Annotated in this window: 17 protein-coding genes; 14 read left to right on the top strand and 3 right to left on the bottom strand. The window is 63.9% G+C overall.

Annotated features, from left to right (window positions below; all coding sequences use genetic code 11):
- Positions 1-83: 83 nt before the first annotated feature.
- Complete coding sequence (locus M8744_RS10355; RefSeq protein WP_251414884.1) at positions 84-1,343, bottom strand: glycosyltransferase; 1,260 nt, start codon at positions 1,341-1,343, stop codon at positions 84-86.
- Between the two features lie 153 nt (positions 1,344-1,496).
- On the opposite strand from M8744_RS10355, the gene leuS reads away from it, so the two are divergent.
- From leuS to M8744_RS10325, 6 genes are all read left to right on the top strand, one after another.
- Positions 1,497-4,247 carry a leucine--tRNA ligase gene (gene leuS, locus M8744_RS10350; protein ID WP_251414881.1) on the top strand — a complete coding sequence of 917 codons (2,751 nt, stop codon included), beginning with the start codon at positions 1,497-1,499 and terminating at the stop codon, positions 4,245-4,247.
- Positions 4,234-4,722 (top strand): LPS assembly lipoprotein LptE, encoded by a 489-nt coding sequence (lptE, locus tag M8744_RS10345; protein WP_251414865.1) that lies wholly within the window; start codon positions 4,234-4,236, stop codon positions 4,720-4,722. Before leuS ends, lptE begins: the two co-directional genes overlap by 14 nt.
- Positions 4,719-5,750, top strand: a complete 1,032-nt coding sequence (gene holA / locus M8744_RS10340; protein ID WP_251414862.1) for a DNA polymerase III subunit delta — start codon at positions 4,719-4,721, stop codon at positions 5,748-5,750. The genes lptE and holA overlap by 4 nt, the downstream gene beginning before the upstream one ends.
- 98 nt (positions 5,751-5,848) lie before the next feature.
- Entirely contained in the window at positions 5,849-6,340 is a 492-nt protein-coding gene (locus tag M8744_RS10335; protein ID WP_251414859.1) for a peptidase associated/transthyretin-like domain-containing protein, read from the top strand.
- Entirely contained in the window at positions 6,340-6,930 is a 591-nt protein-coding gene (locus M8744_RS10330) for a ferric reductase-like transmembrane domain-containing protein (RefSeq protein WP_251414856.1), read from the top strand. Before M8744_RS10335 ends, M8744_RS10330 begins: the two co-directional genes overlap by 1 nt.
- Positions 6,931-7,014: 84 nt before the next feature.
- Positions 7,015-7,893, top strand: a complete 879-nt coding sequence (locus tag M8744_RS10325) for a DMT family transporter (RefSeq protein WP_251414840.1) — start codon at positions 7,015-7,017, stop codon at positions 7,891-7,893.
- 60 nt (positions 7,894-7,953) lie between these two features.
- Here the strand turns inward: M8744_RS10325 and rpe are convergent, their stop codons facing one another.
- Positions 7,954-8,640, bottom strand: coding sequence for a ribulose-phosphate 3-epimerase (gene rpe, locus M8744_RS10320; RefSeq protein ID WP_251414838.1), 687 nt, complete (start codon positions 8,638-8,640; stop codon positions 7,954-7,956).
- Positions 8,641-8,849: 209 nt separating this feature from the next.
- On the opposite strand from rpe, the gene M8744_RS10315 reads away from it, so the two are divergent.
- Together M8744_RS10315 and M8744_RS10310 are read left to right on the top strand one after the other, a co-directional pair.
- Entirely contained in the window at positions 8,850-10,529 is a 1,680-nt protein-coding gene (locus tag M8744_RS10315; RefSeq protein ID WP_251414830.1) for a long-chain-fatty-acid--CoA ligase, read from the top strand.
- Between the two features lie 57 nt (positions 10,530-10,586).
- A complete protein-coding gene (locus M8744_RS10310) occupies positions 10,587-11,408 on the top strand; it encodes an IclR family transcriptional regulator (protein WP_251414828.1) in 822 nt (273 codons plus the stop codon).
- Between the two features lie 9 nt (positions 11,409-11,417).
- Here the strand turns inward: M8744_RS10310 and M8744_RS10305 are convergent, their stop codons facing one another.
- Positions 11,418-12,383: an NADPH:quinone oxidoreductase family protein gene (locus tag M8744_RS10305; RefSeq protein WP_251414825.1), complete on the bottom strand. Its 966-nt coding sequence runs from the start codon at positions 12,381-12,383 to the stop codon at positions 11,418-11,420.
- Between the two features lie 222 nt (positions 12,384-12,605).
- Between M8744_RS10305 and M8744_RS10300 the strand changes: the two genes are divergently transcribed.
- The 6 genes from M8744_RS10300 (at position 12,606) to M8744_RS10275 (ending at position 18,947) form a co-directional block, all read left to right on the top strand.
- Entirely contained in the window at positions 12,606-14,240 is a 1,635-nt protein-coding gene (locus tag M8744_RS10300) for a long-chain-fatty-acid--CoA ligase (protein WP_251414821.1), read from the top strand.
- A gap of 149 nt (positions 14,241-14,389) precedes the next feature.
- A complete protein-coding gene (locus M8744_RS10295) occupies positions 14,390-15,565 on the top strand; it encodes an acyl-CoA dehydrogenase family protein (RefSeq protein ID WP_251414818.1) in 1,176 nt (391 codons plus the stop codon).
- Between the two features lie 10 nt (positions 15,566-15,575).
- A complete protein-coding gene (locus tag M8744_RS10290) occupies positions 15,576-16,709 on the top strand; it encodes an acyl-CoA dehydrogenase family protein (RefSeq protein WP_251414815.1) in 1,134 nt (377 codons plus the stop codon).
- 19 nt (positions 16,710-16,728) lie between these two features.
- A complete protein-coding gene (locus M8744_RS10285; RefSeq protein ID WP_251414812.1) occupies positions 16,729-17,547 on the top strand; it encodes an SDR family NAD(P)-dependent oxidoreductase in 819 nt (272 codons plus the stop codon).
- A 3-nt stretch (positions 17,548-17,550) separates the two neighbouring features.
- Positions 17,551-18,015, top strand: a complete 465-nt coding sequence (locus M8744_RS10280) for a MaoC family dehydratase (RefSeq protein WP_251414809.1) — start codon at positions 17,551-17,553, stop codon at positions 18,013-18,015.
- Positions 18,012-18,947 (top strand): SDR family NAD(P)-dependent oxidoreductase, encoded by a 936-nt coding sequence (locus M8744_RS10275; RefSeq protein ID WP_251414807.1) that lies wholly within the window; start codon positions 18,012-18,014, stop codon positions 18,945-18,947. Before M8744_RS10280 ends, M8744_RS10275 begins: the two co-directional genes overlap by 4 nt.
- Positions 18,948-18,954: the final 7 nt, after the last annotated feature.

Below are 18,954 nucleotides of genomic sequence, written 5' to 3'. Positions count from 1 at the left end.
TAAAAACAGCCCGTCACCGGCTGGCACGGCGGCCCCGCGCGGGGCCGAGCCATTCCGCTGAACATCCTTGCCGCCGCCCGGCGTCAATCCCCCGTTTCACCCGCTGTGCAGGCGGCCAGTTTGTCTATCCACGCCATCTGGCGTGGCAAGCAGATGGTTTCCAGGTCGTAATTGGCCCTGACAAAGGCCCGCGCGGCCGCGCCATAGGCGGCGCGGCGGTCGGCATCGTCCAGCAGCGCGCAAACCTCTTCGACCAGCTTTTCCTTGTCAAAGAAATCAACCAGCGTGCCGGTCTTGCCCGGCTCGATCGCCTCGTGCAGCGGGCCGGTGTCGCTGGCCACGATCGCGGCGCCCGCGCTCATCGCTTCGAACAGCGACCATGACAGGACGAACGGATAGGTCAGGTACACATGCACCCGGCTGACCTGCAACAGGCTGATGAACCGATCATAGGGGATACGCCCCAGGAAATGCACCCGCGCCCAGTCGGCCGTCGAGATCTGGCCGCGCACCTCGTCGATGAAAATCTGTTTCCACGTCTGGCCCTTGGGCGGGCTCGCGCCATAGCTGACCTCGTCACCGCCCACGATCAGCACCCTTGCGCCGGGCCGCTCTTTCAACAGACGCGGCAAGGCGCGCATGAACACGTGATAGCCGCGATAAGGCTCAAGGTTGCGATTAACGAAGGTTATCACCTCGTCGTCGCGCGTCACCACCGACCCGTCCGGCAACTCCAGACGGGCCTCGGCATTCGGCACCACCTGGTCGGTATGGATACCGTCATGGATCACGCTGATTCGCTCGCGAAAGGCGGGCGGAAAGGTGTCAGCCTGAAACCGGGTCGGGCTTATGCCCATGTCGCACAGCGGAAGATGCACAAGGTTGTTGAGGTTCTTCATCCGTATGCGCAGCGTCGCGGCATCGGGGTCGCCCTTGTCGAACTCGGGGTCGAAATGCATGTGCGGCCAGGCCGAGCGGTGATAAAGCTCGCAATAAAGCCCGATCCGGGCCGTCGGCCAGACATCGCGCAGGAACATCGATTCGCCCCAGCCCGGATGCGCCACGATCAGGTCGGGCGTGAAACCGTGGTCGCGCAGTTCGCGCGCGACGGCGAAACAGGCCTCGGCCCGCACCACCTTGGTTTCGAAATCCACCAGCCACGGGTGGACCTGCTGCCCCGAGCCACGGCTGATCTTGTAGGGAATCACCTTTACGCCCTGCCAGGTGGTCGGCTCTTTCACGCGCAGGGTCAGCGCCACGCAATTATGCCCCGCCCGGGCCAATGCGGGGGCCAGGTGCTTGAACTGGCCGGGAAAATTCTGGTGAATGAAAAGGATATTCATGGCAAGACCCGTGCGTTAAATCTTTTGCGCCCCTTATACATGGCCGGCCCAGCCTGCACAGAGACGCATTTTTGGCCCAAGGCTCTGGACCGTGGGCAATCGCCGTCTTATCAACCCGCCAACAGTTCACCGCCCAGGAAGGGGACGCCACCGATGTCGCGCTATTCCGCCGCTGAAATCGAACCGAAATGGCAAAAGGCCTGGGACGAGGCCCAAGTGTTCAGGGCCGAACGCTCGAAGGACAAGCCGAAATACTACGTGCTGGAAATGTTCCCCTACCCCTCGGGGCGCATCCATATCGGCCATGTGCGCAACTACACGATGGGCGACGTGATCGCGCGTTACAAGATCGCGACCGGCCACAACGTGCTGCATCCGATGGGGTTCGATGCCTTCGGCATGCCTGCCGAAAACGCTGCTATGGCGTCGGGCGGCCACCCCAAGGATTGGACATACAACAACATCGACACGATGGTCGGCCAGATGAAGCCGCTGGGCTTCGGGCTGGACTGGTCGCGCATGTTCGCCACCTGCGACCCCGAATATTACGGCCAGCAACAGGCGCTGTTCCTGGATTTCCTCGAAAAGGGGCTGGTCTATCGCAAGAACGCGGTGGTGAACTGGGATCCGGTCGATATGACCGTGCTGGCCAATGAACAGGTGATCGACGGCAAGGGCTGGCGCTCGGGCGCCGAGGTCGAGCGGCGCGAGCTGACGCAATGGTTCTTCAGGATCTCGGATTATTCCGAGGAACTGCTCGATGCGCTCGACAGTCTCGACAACTGGCCCGCAAAGGTAAAGCTGATGCAGGCCAACTGGATCGGCAAGTCACGCGGTCTGCAATTCTCGTTCGGCCTTGTCGATGGCCCCGAAGGCCACGACCGGGTCGAAGTGTACACCACCCGGCCCGACACGCTGATGGGGGCCAGCTTCATCGGCATCTCGCCCGACCACCCGCTGGCCAAGCTGCTGGAACGCGAAAACCCCGAAGTGGCCGAATTCTGCAAGATGGCCCGCCAGGGCGGCACCACCGAAGAGGCGTTGGAAAAGGCCGAGAAACTGGGTTTTGACACTGGCCTGAAATGCCGCCACCCCTTCGACACCGCGTGGGAATTGCCGGTCTACATCGCCAATTTCATCTTGATGGATTACGGCACCGGCGCGATTTTCGGCGTGCCCGCCCATGACCAGCGCGACTTTGATTTCGCCACCAAATACGGCCTGCCGGTGATCTCGACCTTCGTGCCGGCCTCGGGCGATCACACCCTGCCCGAAGATGGCGGCGCGGCCTTCGTGCCACCCAAGACGGAAACGGTCCGCTGGACCAAGCCCTTCAACTGGGATGAGATGGCAACCGGCGAACAGGCAATCAACGCCGCCATAGAATTTTGCGAAAAGAACGGCGTCGGCCAGGGCGTGACCAAGTTCCGCCTGCGTGACTGGGGCCTGTCGCGCCAGCGCTACTGGGGGTGCCCGATTCCCGTGGTGCATTGCGACGCCTGCGGCGTGGTGCCCGAGAAAAAGGAAAACCTGCCGATCGAACTGCCCTACGACGAGGGCGGCAAGCCGATCGACTTTTCCATTCCCGGCAACCCGCTGGATCGTCACCCCACCTGGCGCGACGCGCCCTGCCCCGCCTGCGGCAAGCCCGCCAGGCGCGAAACCGACACGATGGACACCTTTGTTGATTCCTCGTGGTATTTCGCCCGCTTCACCGCACCCCACGCCGACACGCCCACCGATATGGCCGAGGCCGAGTACTGGATGAATGTCGACCAGTATATCGGCGGCATCGAACACGCGATCCTGCACCTGCTCTATTCGCGCTTCTTCGCCCGCGCGATGCATATCTGCGGCCACCTGCCGGAGAAATCCAAGGAACCGTTCGACGCGCTGTTCACGCAAGGGATGGTGACCCATGAAATGTACGCAGGGGCCGTCACCACAAAAGAGGCTGGCACTCGCTATGACAAAGACGAGGGGGAAGTCATTGCTGCGGGAAGGGAAACTCGCTCGAAATACTATTACCCTGAAGAAGTCGTGCGTTTCGAGTTCAACGGCAAACCCAAAGCTCTCATAGCAAAAGCCGTAGAAAAAGCCTTCCCTGAGGGGAAACCAGACAACGCAACGCTTAATGAATTCTGGGAAACTGAGCGACGTAAAAAAAGAAAAGTCGGTGAGGAAGACATTAGCTTGGATGTCTTCCCCTCGGCCAAGATGTCGAAGTCGAAAAACAACGTCGTCGACCCGGTGCAGATCATCGACCAGTACGGCGCCGATACCGCGCGCTGGTTCGTGCTGTCCGACAGCCCGCCCGAGCGCGACGTGGAATGGACAGCCGCCGGCGCCGAAGCCGCCGCCAAGCACCTTGCCCGCGTGCATCGCATCGTGTCCGACATCGCCACCGGCCAAGACGGCCCGCAAGCGGGTGACGAACAGCTTTTGCGCGAAATGCACAAGACCATCCAGGACGTGACGAACGGCGTCGACAGCTTCGGCTTCAACGCCGCCATCGCAAAGCTTTACGCCTTTACCAACACGCTGGCGAAGTCCAAGGCAGGCACAGAGGCGAAAAAACAGGCCGCCCGCGCGCTGGCCCAGCTCATGGCCCCCATGACCCCCCACCTGGCCGAAGAATGCTGGCAGATGCTGGGCGGCGAGGGCCTGATCGCGCAGGCGCCCTGGCCCGTCGCCGATGAACATATGCTGGTCGACGACACCGTGACCCTGCCGATCCAGATCAACGGCAAACGCCGCGCCGAGATCGAGGTGCCCAAGGACATGGACAAGGCAGAGGTTGAAAAAATCGCGCTGGCGCAGGATGCTGTCATTCGTGTGCTGGACGGGGCCCAGCCGAAAAAGGTCATCGTCGTCCCCGGGCGGATCGTGAATGTCGTTATCTAAACGTGACTTCCTGATGCTGGCGCTGGCCGTGCCGATCGCGGCCTGCGGCTTTACCCCGGCTTACGGGCCGCAGGGCGGCGCGGGCAAGCTGCAGAACCGCGTCACCGTGCAGGCCCCTGACACGCGCGCCGATTACCTGCTGGTTCAACGGCTCGAGGAACGGTTGGGCCGGGCCTCCTCGCCCGCCTACCTGCTGGAAACCGACCTGGATATCGCCGAGGAGCGCATGGCGGTGACAACCAACAACATCACCACGCGCTTCAACCTTGTCGGGCGGCTGACCTATCGGCTGCGCGACGCGGGCACCGGCGAGGAACTGTCCGATGGCCGGGTGGACAGCTTCACAGGCTACTCGGCCACCGGCTCGACCGTGGCGACACTCGCCGCCGAGCGCGATGCCCAGGCCCGGCTGGCAAACATCCTCGCCGACCAATTGGTGACCCGCCTGATCGCCAGCGCCGCCAACCTGCCATGAAACTGTCGGGCCGCGACGCCAGCCGGTATTTCGCAAAGCCGAAACCAGACTCCACCGGCTTGCTGATCTTCGGCGCCGACGCGATGCGCGTGGCAATGAAACGGCAAGAGGTGATCACTTCCCTGATCGGCCCACGGGGAGACGAGGAAATGCGCCTTGCCCGTATTCCCGCCAGCGATCTGCGCAAGGACCCGGCGATGCTGGGCGACGCGATCAAGGCGCAGGGGTTCTTTCCCGGCCCCCGCGTGGCCTTTGTCGAAGAGGCGACAGACGGGCTGGCAAATACCATCAAGGCCGCGCTGGCCGACTGGGCACCGGGCGACGCGCAGGTGATCGTCACCGCCGGGCAACTCAACGCCAAGTCCCCGCTGCGCCAACTGTTCGAGAAACATCCAAACGCCTATGCTGCGGGCATCTATGACAACCCGCCCACGCGCGACGAGATCGAATCGGAACTGACCCGCGCCGGCCTGCGCAATTTCGACGGCCACGCCATGACCGACCTGACCGCCCTGGCGCAAGAGCTGGACCCGGGCGATTTCCGCCAGACGCTGGAAAAGCTCGCGCTCTACAAGCTGGGCGACGACACCCAAGTCACATCCGATGACATCGCCGCCTGCGCGCCCGCCTCGACCGAGGCCGATATCGACGACATCCTGAACATCGTGGCCGAGGGCCGCGCGCAGGAAATCGGCCCCGTCATGGCGCGGCTCGACGCGCAGGGGATGCAACCCGTGGCGCTGTGCATCGGCGCCACGCGCCATTTTCGCACGCTGTTCGCCGCCGCCTCCGATCCGGGCGGCGCGGCGCAGGGCATCGCGCGGATGCGCCCGCCCATTTTCGGCCCGCGCCGCGACCGGATGCTGCGCCAGGCCCAAGGCTGGGGGGCGGCCAAGCTGGAAATGGCGCTGACCATCCTCACCGATACCGATCTGGCGCTACGCTCGGCCGGGCAAACCGCGCCGCAAATGGCACTGGTCGAGCGCGCGCTCATTCGTCTGGCGATGCTGTCACGGCGCGGCGGCTGACCGCTCAGCCGCCCCGGCGCGGGTTTGAAAACGGCGCCGTTGCCCTATCTCTCCTGTCACGCGACCTTGTTGGCCAAACCTGACCGGAGGACACGACGATGACCCGCCATATAAAGACCCGCCGTGACATCCTGCTGACCGGCGCCGCAGCCACCCTTGTGACAGGGGCCACGGGCCTGACCGTGCCGGCCCGCGCCGCAGGGGTTGCGCCCACGCCCACGATGCGCGGGGGCGCAAACAATTATCGGCCCGGTGCGCCCATCGTCGATCGTATCGGCAACGGCGGTTTCTGGATGACAGGCCGTGTGCGCCGTGCGGGCGACGGCACACCGCTTGAAGGGATTCGCATCCAGGTCTGGGCCCACACCACCGAGGGGCACGAGCGCGACCCCCAAAGCCACGGCGCCACACTGACCGGGGCGGATGGCACGTTCCGGCTGGAAATGCCGCAAATCGTGCCCGCCTTCGGTCAACCACATGGCCACCTGGCCTATGACAGCCCCGAGTTCGAAACCGTGTTCCTGCGCCCCGTGATGCGCAGCGCCTCTGACAGCACGCTGCACGCCGAATTCGTTCTGCAACCCGCGTGATGCGCGCGCTGGTCTGGGCCGGGGTCGCGGTGGCGCTTGTGCTGCCGCTGGCGGTCGCCGCGACCAGCCCGCTTTTGCAATGGCGCAGCCCCGTCTATATCGCCGCGGGTTTCGCGGGGGTGCTGGGGCTTGCGGTGATCTTCATGCAACCGTTGCTGGCCGCGGGGGCCCTGCCCGGCTTGCCCGCGTGGCGCGGACGACGGGTTCACCAATGGACGGGTGCGGCGCTTGTGGCGCTGGTCGTGGCGCATGTCGTCGGGCTGTGGGTGACCAGCCCGCCCGACGTGGTCGATGCGCTGCTCTTGCGCTCGCCAACCCCGTTTTCGCCTTGGGGTGTCCTGTCGATGTGGGCGATCTTTGCCGCCGGGGTGCTGGCCCTGCTGCGCAACCGCCTGCGCCCGCGCGGCTGGCGGCGGGCGCATGTCGTGCTGACATCGGTGATCGTTGCCAGCACTGTCACCCATGCCCTGTTGATCGAGGGCACGATGGGCGCGGTTTCGAAATGGGCGTTGTGCATCGCGGTCGTGGCGGTGACGCTGAAAGCCTTTTCCGACCTGCGGGTCTGGCGCTTGATGAAACCGCGGCGCTGAGGGGCTACAGGCGCGCTGCGCATTTCTGTTGCCGCGCGCCACCCCGCAGGGCATAGCTGCGCTGCCCAAACCAAAGGACAGCCCTTGCCCCTTGCCCAGCTTCTCCGCCTTGTCGCGCTTGTTTTCGCGGCGGTCACCTGTGTCGTGCTTGGCGACACGGCAGGAAAATTGCTGACATCCGGCGGGGTCGATCCCTTTTTCGTGGCATGGTCGCGCTTTGCGCTTGCGGCGCTGGTTCTGCTGCCTTTCAGCGGGCTGACGCGCCGCGAACTGCCGGGGCTACTGAATTGGCGTGTGCTGGTCCGCGGGCTGTTCATCGCCTGTGGCATCACCTCGATTCTCACCGCCTTGAAAACCGAACCCATCGCCAACGTGTTCGGCGCATTCTTCATCGGGCCGGTCGTATCTTATGTCATGGCGATCGTGTTCCTGCGCGAACGGCCCTCGGCCACGCGCGGGGTTCTGCTGGCGCTTGGGTTTGCGGGCGTGATGCTGGTGGTCAAACCCGGTTTCGGCGCAACACCGGGCATGGGTTTTGCCCTGCTGGCGGGCACATTTTACGGTGCCTACCTGGTGATGACCCGCACCGTGGCGGGCAGCTATCGGCCGCGCTTCCTGCTGATATCGCAATTGCTGATCGGATCGGTCGCGCTGACCCCCTTTGCCGCCACCGCCGACCTGCCCGCCCTCGACATCCGGCTGGCCCTGCTGCTATCGCTCAGCGCGCTGGGCTCGGCGCTGGGGAACTTTCTGCTGGTTCTTGCCAATCGCCGGGCCGAGGCCAGCCTGATCGCGCCGCTTGTCTACAGCCAGCTCATATCGGCCACGGTGCTGGGCGTTGTCGTGTTCGGCGACTGGCCCGATTGGGTGGCGCTGGCGGGGTTGTTGGTGATCGCCGCTTCGGGGCTAGCCTCGCTGATTGTCGGGCGCCCCCCGCGCGGGCCGGAACAGGGCCGCGCCTGACCGCGCGCCCCCGACCCGAAACCGCACGGTTTCTGCATATTCATGGCAGGCATAAATATATCAGGCGGCGACGATCGAGCTGCGGATCGCCCGGATATTCGCGCCATAGGGGGCCGGGTTTTCGACCGAACCACCCTTGAACACGGCCGAGCCCGCCACCAGCACATCCGCCCCCGCGGCCGTCATAAGCGGCGCGGTTTCAGGCGTAATGCCGCCGTCAATCTCGATGTGAATGGGGCGGTCGCCGATCATTTCACGCAGGCGCTTGACCTTGTCGATCTGGCTGTGAATGAATTTTTGCCCGCCGAATCCGGGGTTTACCGTCATGACGCAGACAAGATCAATCATATCCAGCAGATAGGGCAGATCCTCCAGCCCGGTGCCGGGGTTCAGCGCCAGCCCGGCCTTGCATCCGGCGGCCCGGATGGCCTGCAACGTACGGTGAACATGCGGCCCCGATTCAAGATGCGCCGTCAATATGTCGGCCCCCGCATCGGCAAAGGCCTGGATATACGGATCAACCGGCGCGATCATCAGGTGCACATCCATCACCGTCTTGATATGCGGCCGGATCGCCGCGCAAAGGGGCGGGCCGAATGTCAGGTTGGGCACGAAATGCCCATCCATCACATCGACGTGGATCCAATCGGCGCCCTGCGCCTCAACCGATTGAATTTCTTTTCCAAAATTGGCGAAATCGGCAGACAAGATCGACGGTGCGATCTTGATGGAACGATCAAAGGTCATGGCACGAGTCCCGTGGTGGCAGCGTTGCGCCTGCCTTACACCCGCATCGCGCGGCCCGCAAGAATCCCGACCTGCGGAAGCTAATTCCGAAACTGTGGACAGTCGCCAAAGCTTGTGCCAACTTTCCCCGACTAACAGGGAGGAGTCTACACCGTGGTGCGAAGCTGCAACCATACCAACCCCCTTTGTCTCAAGACCCCGAGCCGCAGATGATGAACCGTTTGCACATGCAGGTCTGGCCCGACGGCGTGCCTGAAACGGTCACGTGGCCGCAAGGCACGCTTTACGACAACCTGTCGAATACCGCGGCAAAACATGGCAACAGGCCCGCGCTTATCTATCACGGCGCCACCTTGACCTATGCGCAACTGGACGAGCAGGTTCAGGCACTGGCTGGCTACCTGCAACAAAAGCTGGAGGTGGATCGGGGGGATCGGGTGCTGCTTTACATGCAGAACAGCCCGCAATTCGTGATCGGCTATTACGCAATCCTGCGGGCCGATGCGGTGGTGGTCCCGATCAACCCGATGAGCCGCCACGCCGAGTTGGAACACCTGGCCCGTGACACCGGGGCATCGGTTGCGCTGGCCGGGCAGGAACTGCTGCAACACATCGCGCCCATCGTGGACGAAGGGCTTATTTCCCACGTTATTGCGGCCACTTACCCGGATTATGCCGCCCCTGGCCGCGACATTCCCCTGCCCGGCGATCTTGAGGCGCTGGACGCGCAAGAGGCCACGGGGCCGGGCGTGATCCGCTGGGCCGCGGCATTGGAAAGTGGTGCGCGACCCGCCCCGCATCGCGCCGGGGCCGATGACCTTGCGGTGATCCCTTACAGCTCCGGCACGACAGGCCAGCCCAAGGGCTGCATGCACAGCCATTTCACCGTCAATGTAACCGCATGGGGCGGCGTTGCGTGGAATCTGTCGGATGAAACCGATGTCAGCCTGGCGGTTTTGCCCCTGTTCCACGTGACGGGAATGCAGGCCTGCATGAACGGCCCCATCATCGTAGGCGGGGCCATCGTTCTCATGACACGGTGGAACCGCGACGTGGCCGCCACGCTGATCGCGCGGCATCGGGTGACCCGCTGGCGTTCGATCTCGACCATGGCGATCGACCTGGTGAACAGCCCCGGGGCTGGACAATATGACCTGTCCAGCCTGACGGCCATCGGCGGCGGCGGCGCCGCCATGCCCGAGGCTGTCGCGAAAAAGCTGCACGACTTGACCGGACTGGATTATATCGAGGGGTATGGCCTGTCCGAAACCATGGCAGCCAGCCATATAAACCCGGTCACCGCGCCGCGACGGCAATGCCTGGGCATCCCGGTTTTCGATGTGGACAGCCGCGTGGTAAACCCCGACACGCTCGAAGAGCTGCCACAGGGTGAGGTTGGCGAGATCGTCACCCACGGCCCGCAGGTATTCCTCGGCTATTGGCAGCGGCCCGATGAGACAGAACGCTCGTTCTTCGAGCTGGACGGCAAACGGTTTTTCCGTACGGGCGACCTTGGCTATATTGACCCGCAAGGATATTTCTACATGGTTGACCGCGTGAAGCGGATGATCAATGCCAGCGGTTTCAAGGTCTGGCCTGCCGAGGTCGAGGCGTTGATGCATCATCACCCGGATATCGCCGAGGCATGCATAATCGGAACACATGATCCGCGCCGGGGCGAGACGGTCAAGGCCGTGGTGGTCCCGCAGGACACGGCCCGCGACCGATTGACCGAACAGGGCGTCATCGACTGGTGTCGTAGCGAAATGGCGGCTTACAAGTGCCCCACGATGGTGGAGTTCACCGATGCCTTGCCGAAATCGGGCAGCGGCAAAGTGTTGTGGCGCGAATTGCAAGAACGCGAGTCGCGCGCGAAAGGCGCGGCTTGACGCGGGCAAAAACGGCGGCCTAGAGCCACCCGGCCCAATTTGAACAGGGAATGTAACGTGAGAAAGCGACTACAGGAGCAAGCGGACAACCATGAGGTTGAGACAGGCGACCGCCAATTCGTGACGGCATTGCATCGCGGTCTCGATATCCTGCGCGCTTTCACACCCGATGACCGGATGGGGCTGGGCAACCGCGAATTGGCGGCACGCACGGGCTTGCCCAATTCCACGGTTTCGCGCCTGACCTACACGCTGCTGAAACTGGGCTACCTGATCTATGACGAGGCCACTGGGCGCTACCGCATGGGCGTGCCGGTTCTGGGGTTGGGCTATGCCTGCCTGGGCGGGATAAAACTGCGCGAGGCCGCGCAGCCGCTGATGCAGCAACTGGCCGACGAATGTGGCGACGGGGTGCTGGTGGCACTTGGCGGGCGCGACGACCTGACGATGACCTATATCGCGGCGGCACGAGCCGCCCGAGGGATGATCTCGCTTCAACTCAACGTGGGCTCGCGCATCTCGCTGGGGCGGTCGGCGATGGGGCGGGCGTACCTGGCGGCCGTCGCCCCGGAACAGCGGGCCGAGTTGATGGCGCGCTTGGCCGACAAGGCCGGCCCGGAGCGTTGGCCCGGCCTGAAAGCCGAGATCGAAGAGGCCGCCAACCAGATCGGAAACCGCGGGTTTTATTGCAATATCGGCCAGTGGCAGGCGGATATCAACGCCGTCTCGGTGCCTTTTGCCTCGCCGCAGGGCGATGGTCCGCCAATGGCCTTCAACCTTGGCGGACCGGCCTACGTGCTGCCACGCGAGCGGTTGGAAAATGACCTGGGCCCCAAGCTGCTGCAGCTTGCCAATACCGTCAAGCACATCCGCGATTAAGGCCGCGCGTCAGGGCACCAGCACCAGCTTGCCCACCGCGCCGCGACCCAGCACCCGAGACAACACCTCGGCCGCGTCTTTCAGCGGATAGCGGCCTTCGATCATCGGCTTGACATGCCCCTTTTGATACCAGCCCAGAAGCTCGGCCATGTTGCCGGCGTAAACCTGCGGTTCGAACCGGGTGAAGTTGCCCCAGAACACACCGACGACGGCGTATTCCTTGACCAGTGCAAGGTTGACCGGCAGCTTCGGGATCTCGCCGCTGGCAAACCCGATGACGAGCAACCGGCCACCCCGCGCCATGGCGCGCGAACAGGCATCAAAGGCCGCGCCACCAACCGGGTCATAGACAACATCGGCCCCCTTGCCATCGGTCAGCGCCTTGATCTGGTCTTTCAGATCGTCGTAGCCGATCACCTCATCCGCGCCGTTTTCGGTGCAGATCGCGCGCTTTTCCTCGGTCGAGGCGACGGCGATCACCCTGGCCCCCATTATCTTGGCGATCTGGATCGCCGCGATGCCGGTGGCGCCCGCCGCGCCCAGCACAACCAGTGTTTCGCCCGCCTTCAGCTGCGCGCGCTGTTTTAGCGCGTGATGCGACGTGCCGAAAGCCACCAGAAGCGCGCAGACATCGGCGGCGTCCATGTCACCGATGGGAATGACACGCGCCGCGGGCGCGGCGACCTTTTCGGCATATCCACCCAGCGTGCAGATCGTGGCCACGCGGTCACCGGGCTTGAAGCCGGTCACATCGGGGCCCACCGCCTCGACCACGCCAGCGGCCTCCATCCCCGGCACGAAAGGGCGGTCGGGGCGGCTTTGATATTTGCCCTGCACCAGCAGACCGTCGGGATAGTTGACGCCGGCCGCCTCGACCCGGATCACGACCTGGTCGCCGCTAGCCTGCGGATCGGGCATGTCGCCATATTCCAGTTGGTCGAGCGACGCGAAATCGTTGCAGATGATGGCCTTCATGGCGGCGTTTCCTTCCCTCATGCGTGCTGTTCGCGTTGCAGGTTAGGGCAGCGGCACCATGCACTCAACCATGGTTGCGCGGGCCCGGCTTGTGACGCAACGGAATTTCGGTCTGCGGAAAAGATCCAATAAAACAAAGGTGAAACGTCATCAATTTCCCTTTGGCATTCCCGGTGCGAACGCTAGTCTGCCCGCAAATATGGGAGCAAAGGGAGAAACGCCATGAAAGGCATGATGCAGCATCGCCCGCTTTTGATCAGCAGTATCATCGAGCACGCGGCCGAAGCGCACAAAACCGGGGAAATCGTATCGGTGCGCACCGAAGGCGATGTTCACCGCCAGACCTACCCCCAGACGCTCAAGCGCGTATACCGACTGGCGAACGCGCTGAAAGGCCTGGGAATCGAGATGGGCGACCGCGTCGCGACGCTGGCCTGGAACGGCTATCGCCATTTCGAGTTGTACTATGCGATCTCGGGCCAGGGCGCGGTGTGCCATACGATCAACCCGCGTCTGTCGGCGGAACAGTTGATCTATATCGTCAACCATGCCGAGGATAAGCTGCTGTTTCTCGACGCCACCTTCGTGCCGATTATCGAAGGGGTGAAAGACGAGCTGCCCAAGGATCTGCGCTTTGTGATCATGACCGATCGCGCGCATATGCCGGAAAACAGCTTTGACGCCCTGTGCTACGAAGAGCTGCTGGAAGATCAGCCCGAAAGCTTTGACTGGCCCGTATTCGACGAGGATACCGCGGCCGCCCTGTGCTATACTTCGGGCACGACGGGTAACCCCAAGGGGGCGCTCTATTCGCATCGTTCGACGCTGCTGCACGCGCTCATGCTGGGCGGCTTGGTCATGGGGCAGTCAATTCCCGCCGAGTCCAAGGTGATGCCGGTGGTACCGCTGTTTCACGTCAACGCCTGGGGCCTGCCCTACGCATCGCCCATGCTGGGCTATTCGCTGGTGATGCCCGGCCCCGCGCTGGATGGCGAAAGCCTGTTCAGGCTCATGGATACCGAAGGCGTGTATTCCGCCTGGGGTGTCCCCACGGTCTGGCAGGGCCTTCTGGCCGAGATCGAGAAGCAGGGCCGCAAGCCCGAGGGCTTTGCCGATATCGTCGTGGGCGGGTCCGCCGCGCCACGCAAGATGATCGAAACCTTCGAAAAGATGGGTGTGCATGTGGGCCATGCCTGGGGCATGACGGAAATGAGCCCCATCGGCACCCACGGCAACATGCCGAAATGGGTGCAGAAGCAACCCTTTGACCGCATGGTGGACCTCAAGGCGCAGCAGGGCCGCCGCGCTTTCGGTGTCGACCTCAAGATCGTGGACGAAGACGGGAACCGCCTGCCCCATGACGGCAAGGCCGTGGGCGAGCTTTACGTGCGCGGCAACACCATTGTCTCGGGGTATTTCAAGAATGACGAGGCCACCGCCAAGGCCATCGACTCCGAGGGGTGGTTCGGCACGGGCGACATTGCCTCGATCGACGACAACGGCATCCTGAACATCCAGGACCGCTCCAAGGATCTGATCAAGTCCGGCGGTGAGTGGATTTCCTCGATCGACCTGGAAAACGCGGCCATGTCGCACCCCGGCGTTGCAAGCTGCGCGGCCATCGCGATGCCGCATCCCAAGTGGGACGAGCGCCCGGTCCTGGTTGCCGTGGCCGCGGGCACCGAAAAGCCCTCGCTCGACGAACTGCACCAGCATATGCTGGAACATTTCGCCAAGTGGCAGTTGCCCGATGACGTGATCTGGGCAAAGGAACTGCCGCTGACCGCCACCGGAAAGGTGTCGAAACTGACCCTGCGCCAGACTTACGCAGACTACAAACTGCCCGACCTGCGCTGACGGTCTGGCCCCGGCAGGGCGCAAGGCGTGCGCCCTGCCGCAGCGTTACGGGCTGGCGGTGGCTTGACCCTCGTCCAAAGATGCGTTTGCTTGCTTGAACGGAATTCCTTTTCGCATTGCGAAAAGGTTTTGCAGAAGGGGAGGACTGCATGGCCGACACCGACGCCACGCTGGATGCGTTCCGCGCCGAAATCAGCCAATGGATCGAAACCGCCTGCCCGGCATCGCTTCGCGGGCGCGCCATGGGCGAGGACATGATCGTATGGGGCGGCCGCCAATGGCAGTTCGCCGAACCTGCGCAGAAGGAATGGCTGGATGCCGCGATAGAACGCGGCATGACCGCCCCGCGCTGGCCCACCGAATACGGCGGCGCCGGCCTGAGTCGCGCACAGGAAAAGATCTATCGCGAGGAAATGGCCCGCCTCCAGGCGCCGCCGCCGCTGGAAAGCTTCGGCCTGTGGATGCTCGGCCCGGCCCTGCTGGCATTTGGCGACGACGCGCAAAAGGCGCGGCACCTGCCCCCGATCACCCGCGGCGAAATCCGCTGGTGCCAGGGCTATTCCGAGCCGGGCGCAGGCAGCGACCTGGCCAATGTGCAAACCCGGGCCGAGGACATGGGCGACCATTACCTCGTGAACGGTCAGAAGATCTGGACGTCTTACGCCGACAAGGCGGACTGGATATTCGCCCTGGTGCGTACTGATCGCGAAGCGCCCAAGCACAAGGGCATTTCTTTCCTGCTGATGGACATGGAAAGCGCCGGTATTACCACCAGGCCGATCCGGCTGATCAGCGGCAAGTCACCTTTTTGCGAAACCTTTTTCGACAACGTGAAGGTGCCCAAGGAAAATCTGGTGGGCGAGCGCAACCGTGGCTGGGACATCGCGAAATACCTGCTGACGCATGAGCGCGAGATGATCGGCGGCGGTGCACGCGGCCTGCTGGGCGGCCGGTCGCTTGGCCAATTCCTTGGTGGTCTCGATGGGGCGATGGATGACCCCGTGACGCGCGCCGAGGCGATGGCCTGCGAAGTGAATTCACTTGCCTTTGCTATGACGATGGAGCGCTACAAGGATCAGGCCGAAGCTGGGCAAGGCGTCGGCAACGCCAGTGCGATGCTGAAATATTACGGCACCGAGTTGAACAAGCGACGTTACGAGTTGCTGATGAACGCGGCCGGCAGCGAGGCGTTGGAATGGGACGGGCCGCATGGCGGGCTGGCGCCGGAGTGGCTGCGCACCAAGGCCAACTCGATCGAAGGCGGCACATCAGAGGTGATGCTCGACATCCTCGCGAAACGCGTTCTCGAACTGCCGAACAGCTAAGGGGCCACGAATGACAACGCTAATGGAGACCGAAGACGAGGTCATGCTGCGCGACGCGGCGCGCGGTTTCGTGGCCGAATCCGCCCCGGTGGCCAAGCTGCGCGAAAATCGCAAGGCTGGTCGCGCTTTCGACCCCGGCCTTTGGCGCGAGATGGCGCAGATGGGCTGGTCGGGCGTGCTGGTGCCCGAGGTCTGCGGCGGGGCCGAGATGGGCCACCGCGCCGCGTGCATCCTGGCCGAGGAAATGGGCCGCACGCTGGCGGCTTCGCCCTTTCTGTCGACGGCGGTGGTTGCCGCCAGCACCCTGCGTGCCGTGGCGACGGATCGCGCAGGCACGGCCCTGGGCCAGATCGCGGCGGGCGATGTGATCTATGCGCTGGCCCTGGACGAAGGGCGCAAGTACGCGCCCGAAAGCACCGCCATGCAGGCCGAGCGGGCGGGCAACGGCTTTCGCCTGACGGGTGTCAAGCCGCTGGTCGCCGATGGCAGCGCCGCCGACCGCGTGCTGGTTCTGGCGCGCACCGCCGGTGCGCCGGGCGACGCGGTGGGGTTGACCCTTTTCGATATCGACGCCGCGCGCGCAGGCCTGACCCGCGACCGGCTCGACACGATCGACAGCCGCGACCACGCCCGCCTGATATTCGACGCGGTCGAGGCGACGGGCGATGACGTGTTGGGCGAGGTCGATAATGGCCTTGCCGTTCTACGCGCAGGGGTACAAGCCGGGCAGGCCGCCATGGCCGCCGAATTGCTGGGCGTTGCGGGCGGAGCCTATGGGATGACCGTAGGCTACCTGAAGGAACGCCGCCAGTTCGACCGCACCATCGGCAGTTTCCAGGCGCTGCAGCACCGCGCCGCCCACCTGTGGGCGGAAATCGAGGTCACGGCATCGGCCATCGCCAATGCAGGCCGTGTGCTGGATAAAACACCCCAAGACGCGCAACTGGCCGTTTCGCTGGCAAAGGCGCGCGCGGCGCAAACCGTCGACCTGGCCGTGCGCGAAGGCGTGCAGATGCATGGCGGCATCGGCATGACCGATGACTATGACATCGGCTTTTACATGAAACGCGCCCGCGTCGGTGCCGAATGGCTGGGCGATTACGGCTATCACGCGGCACTGGTCGCCGCTGCGCGCGGATTCTGAGAAAGGGAAACAGATGCAAATGACACCGGCAAACCTGAACGACCTGACGGGCAAGGTGGCGCTTGTCACCGGCGGCTCTTCGGGGATCGGGCGCATGGCGACCGAAGGGCTGGCCGCCGCAGGTGCGCGCGTGCTGATATGCAGCCGCAAGGCCGACGCCTGCGAGGCCGTCGCCACCGAGATAAACGCCATGGGCCTGCCCGGCACGGTCGAAGGGTTTGCCGGCGATGTCGCCACCGAGGCGGGCATCGAGGCGTTGGTCGCCCAAGTGAAAAAACGCACCGACAAACTGCACATCCTGATGAACAACGCGGGCCGCACCTGGGGCGCGCCCCTGGGCGAGCATCCGTACGCCGCCTGGGACAAGCTGCTGTCGCTGAACGTGACCGGAATGTTCCACCTGACGCAGCTTCTGGTGCCGATGCTCGAAGCGTCGGCCACGCAGGACGACCCGGCCCGCATCATCAACACCGGCAGCGTCATGGGCGAGATACCAAAGGGCACGGCCACCTATTCCTACGCCGTGTCCAAGGGCGCAGTGCATCATATGACGCGCGTCCTGTCGAACGACCTGGCGCCGCGCTATATCACCGTCAACGCCATCGCTCCGGGGCCTTTCGTGTCCAAGATGACCGCCTTTGCCATCGGCACCGAGGAAGGCCAGGCCGAAGCCGCCAAGGGCGTGCCGCTGGGCCGTGTGGGCCGTGACGAAGACATTGCCGGCACCGTGCAATTCCTGTGCGGGCGGGGCGCGGCCTATATCTCGGGCGCGGTGATACCGCTCTCGGGGGGCATGCAGTCCAAAGCGCAGGGCAGTTTGTTCAACCAGGATTTGTGACCCATGACCGACAAGATCACGCTTGAGCGGCTTCGTGCCCGCGAGGGCACGCATTTCGGCACCTCGGACTGGGTCGAAATCGACCAGAAACGCATTGACGCCTTCGCCGATTGCACGAATGACTGGCAGTTCATCCATATCGACCCGGAGCAGGCCGCGCAGACACCTTTTGGCGGAACCATCGCGCATGGCTTCCTGACCTTGTCCATGCTGTCGATGATGTCCTACCAACTGCCCCGGTTGCAGGGCGTTGCGATGGGTGTGAACTATGGCTTTGAGAAGGTGCGGTTCGTCTCGCCCGTGCGGGCGGGGTCGCGCATTCGGGGGGTGTTCCACCTGAAATCGGTGGATATCCAGCCGGGATACGTGGCAACGGTGATGGACGTGACCGTGGAAATCGAAGGGCAGGACAAGCCCGCGCTGGTGGCCGAATGGTTGGGCCGACGCTATCTGGAGGAACAGGCATGAGCGAAATCAGGTTTGACGGGCGCGTTGCGATTGTCACCGGCTCGGGGGTGGGGCTGGGCCGCAGCCACGCGCTGGGCCTGGCGGCACGCGGCGCCTCGGTGGTGATCAATGACCTTGGCGCGGGCACTGACGGCACCGGCGCCAGTTCCGAGGCCGCTCGCGCCGTCGTAGCCGAAATTCGGCAATCTGGCGGGCGGGCCATCGTCAGCGGTGCCGACGTGACCGACCCCGCACAGGTGCAGGCCATGGTTGACGAGGCGGTGGCCGAATTCGGCCATGTCGACATCCTGGTGAACAATGCCGGCATCCTGCGCGACAAGACCTTTGCCAAGATGTCATTGGCCGATTTTCAAAAGGTGGTCGACGTGCACCTGATGGGCAGCGTCAACTGCACCCATGCCCTGTGGCGCCACATGATCGAGCGCGAATACGGGCGTATCGTATTCACCACCTCGGGCAGCGGGCTTTATGGCAATTTCGGCCAATCCAACTATGGCGCGGCGAAGGCAGCGATGCTGGGCCTGATGAACGTGCTCGCGCAAGAGGGCGGGCGCAAGAATATCCGCGTCAACATGCTGGCCCCGACAGCCGCCACCCGCATGACCGAGGATCTGCTGCCGCCCGAAACCCTGGAACTTCTGCGGCCCGAAACCATCACCCCGGGCCTCCTGGCGCTGGTGGCCGAAGACGCCCCGAGCCGCATGATCATGGGCGCGGGCGCGGGCTGCTTTACCGAAACGAAGATCTATGAAACCGCCGGCGTCGCCTTGCAGGGCGACGACCTCAGCCCCGAAGGCGTGATGGCCAACATGGCGCGCATCCGCGACCCGCAAGGCCAAGAAGAAATGCCCGGCGCCTTTAACCAGACCCGCAAATACGCCCGCATGGCGGCCAAGGCCCGTGGCCTGCCCGCCCCGTGGGAAGACTTGTAAACCCAAA

It is taken from the genome of Lutimaribacter degradans, assembly GCF_023703375.1.
In the GTDB taxonomy this organism is placed as follows: domain Bacteria; phylum Pseudomonadota; class Alphaproteobacteria; order Rhodobacterales; family Rhodobacteraceae; genus Lutimaribacter; species Lutimaribacter degradans.
Note: the sequence above shows the minus strand (reverse complement) of the source record. Positions and strands in the feature narration are given on the sequence as shown.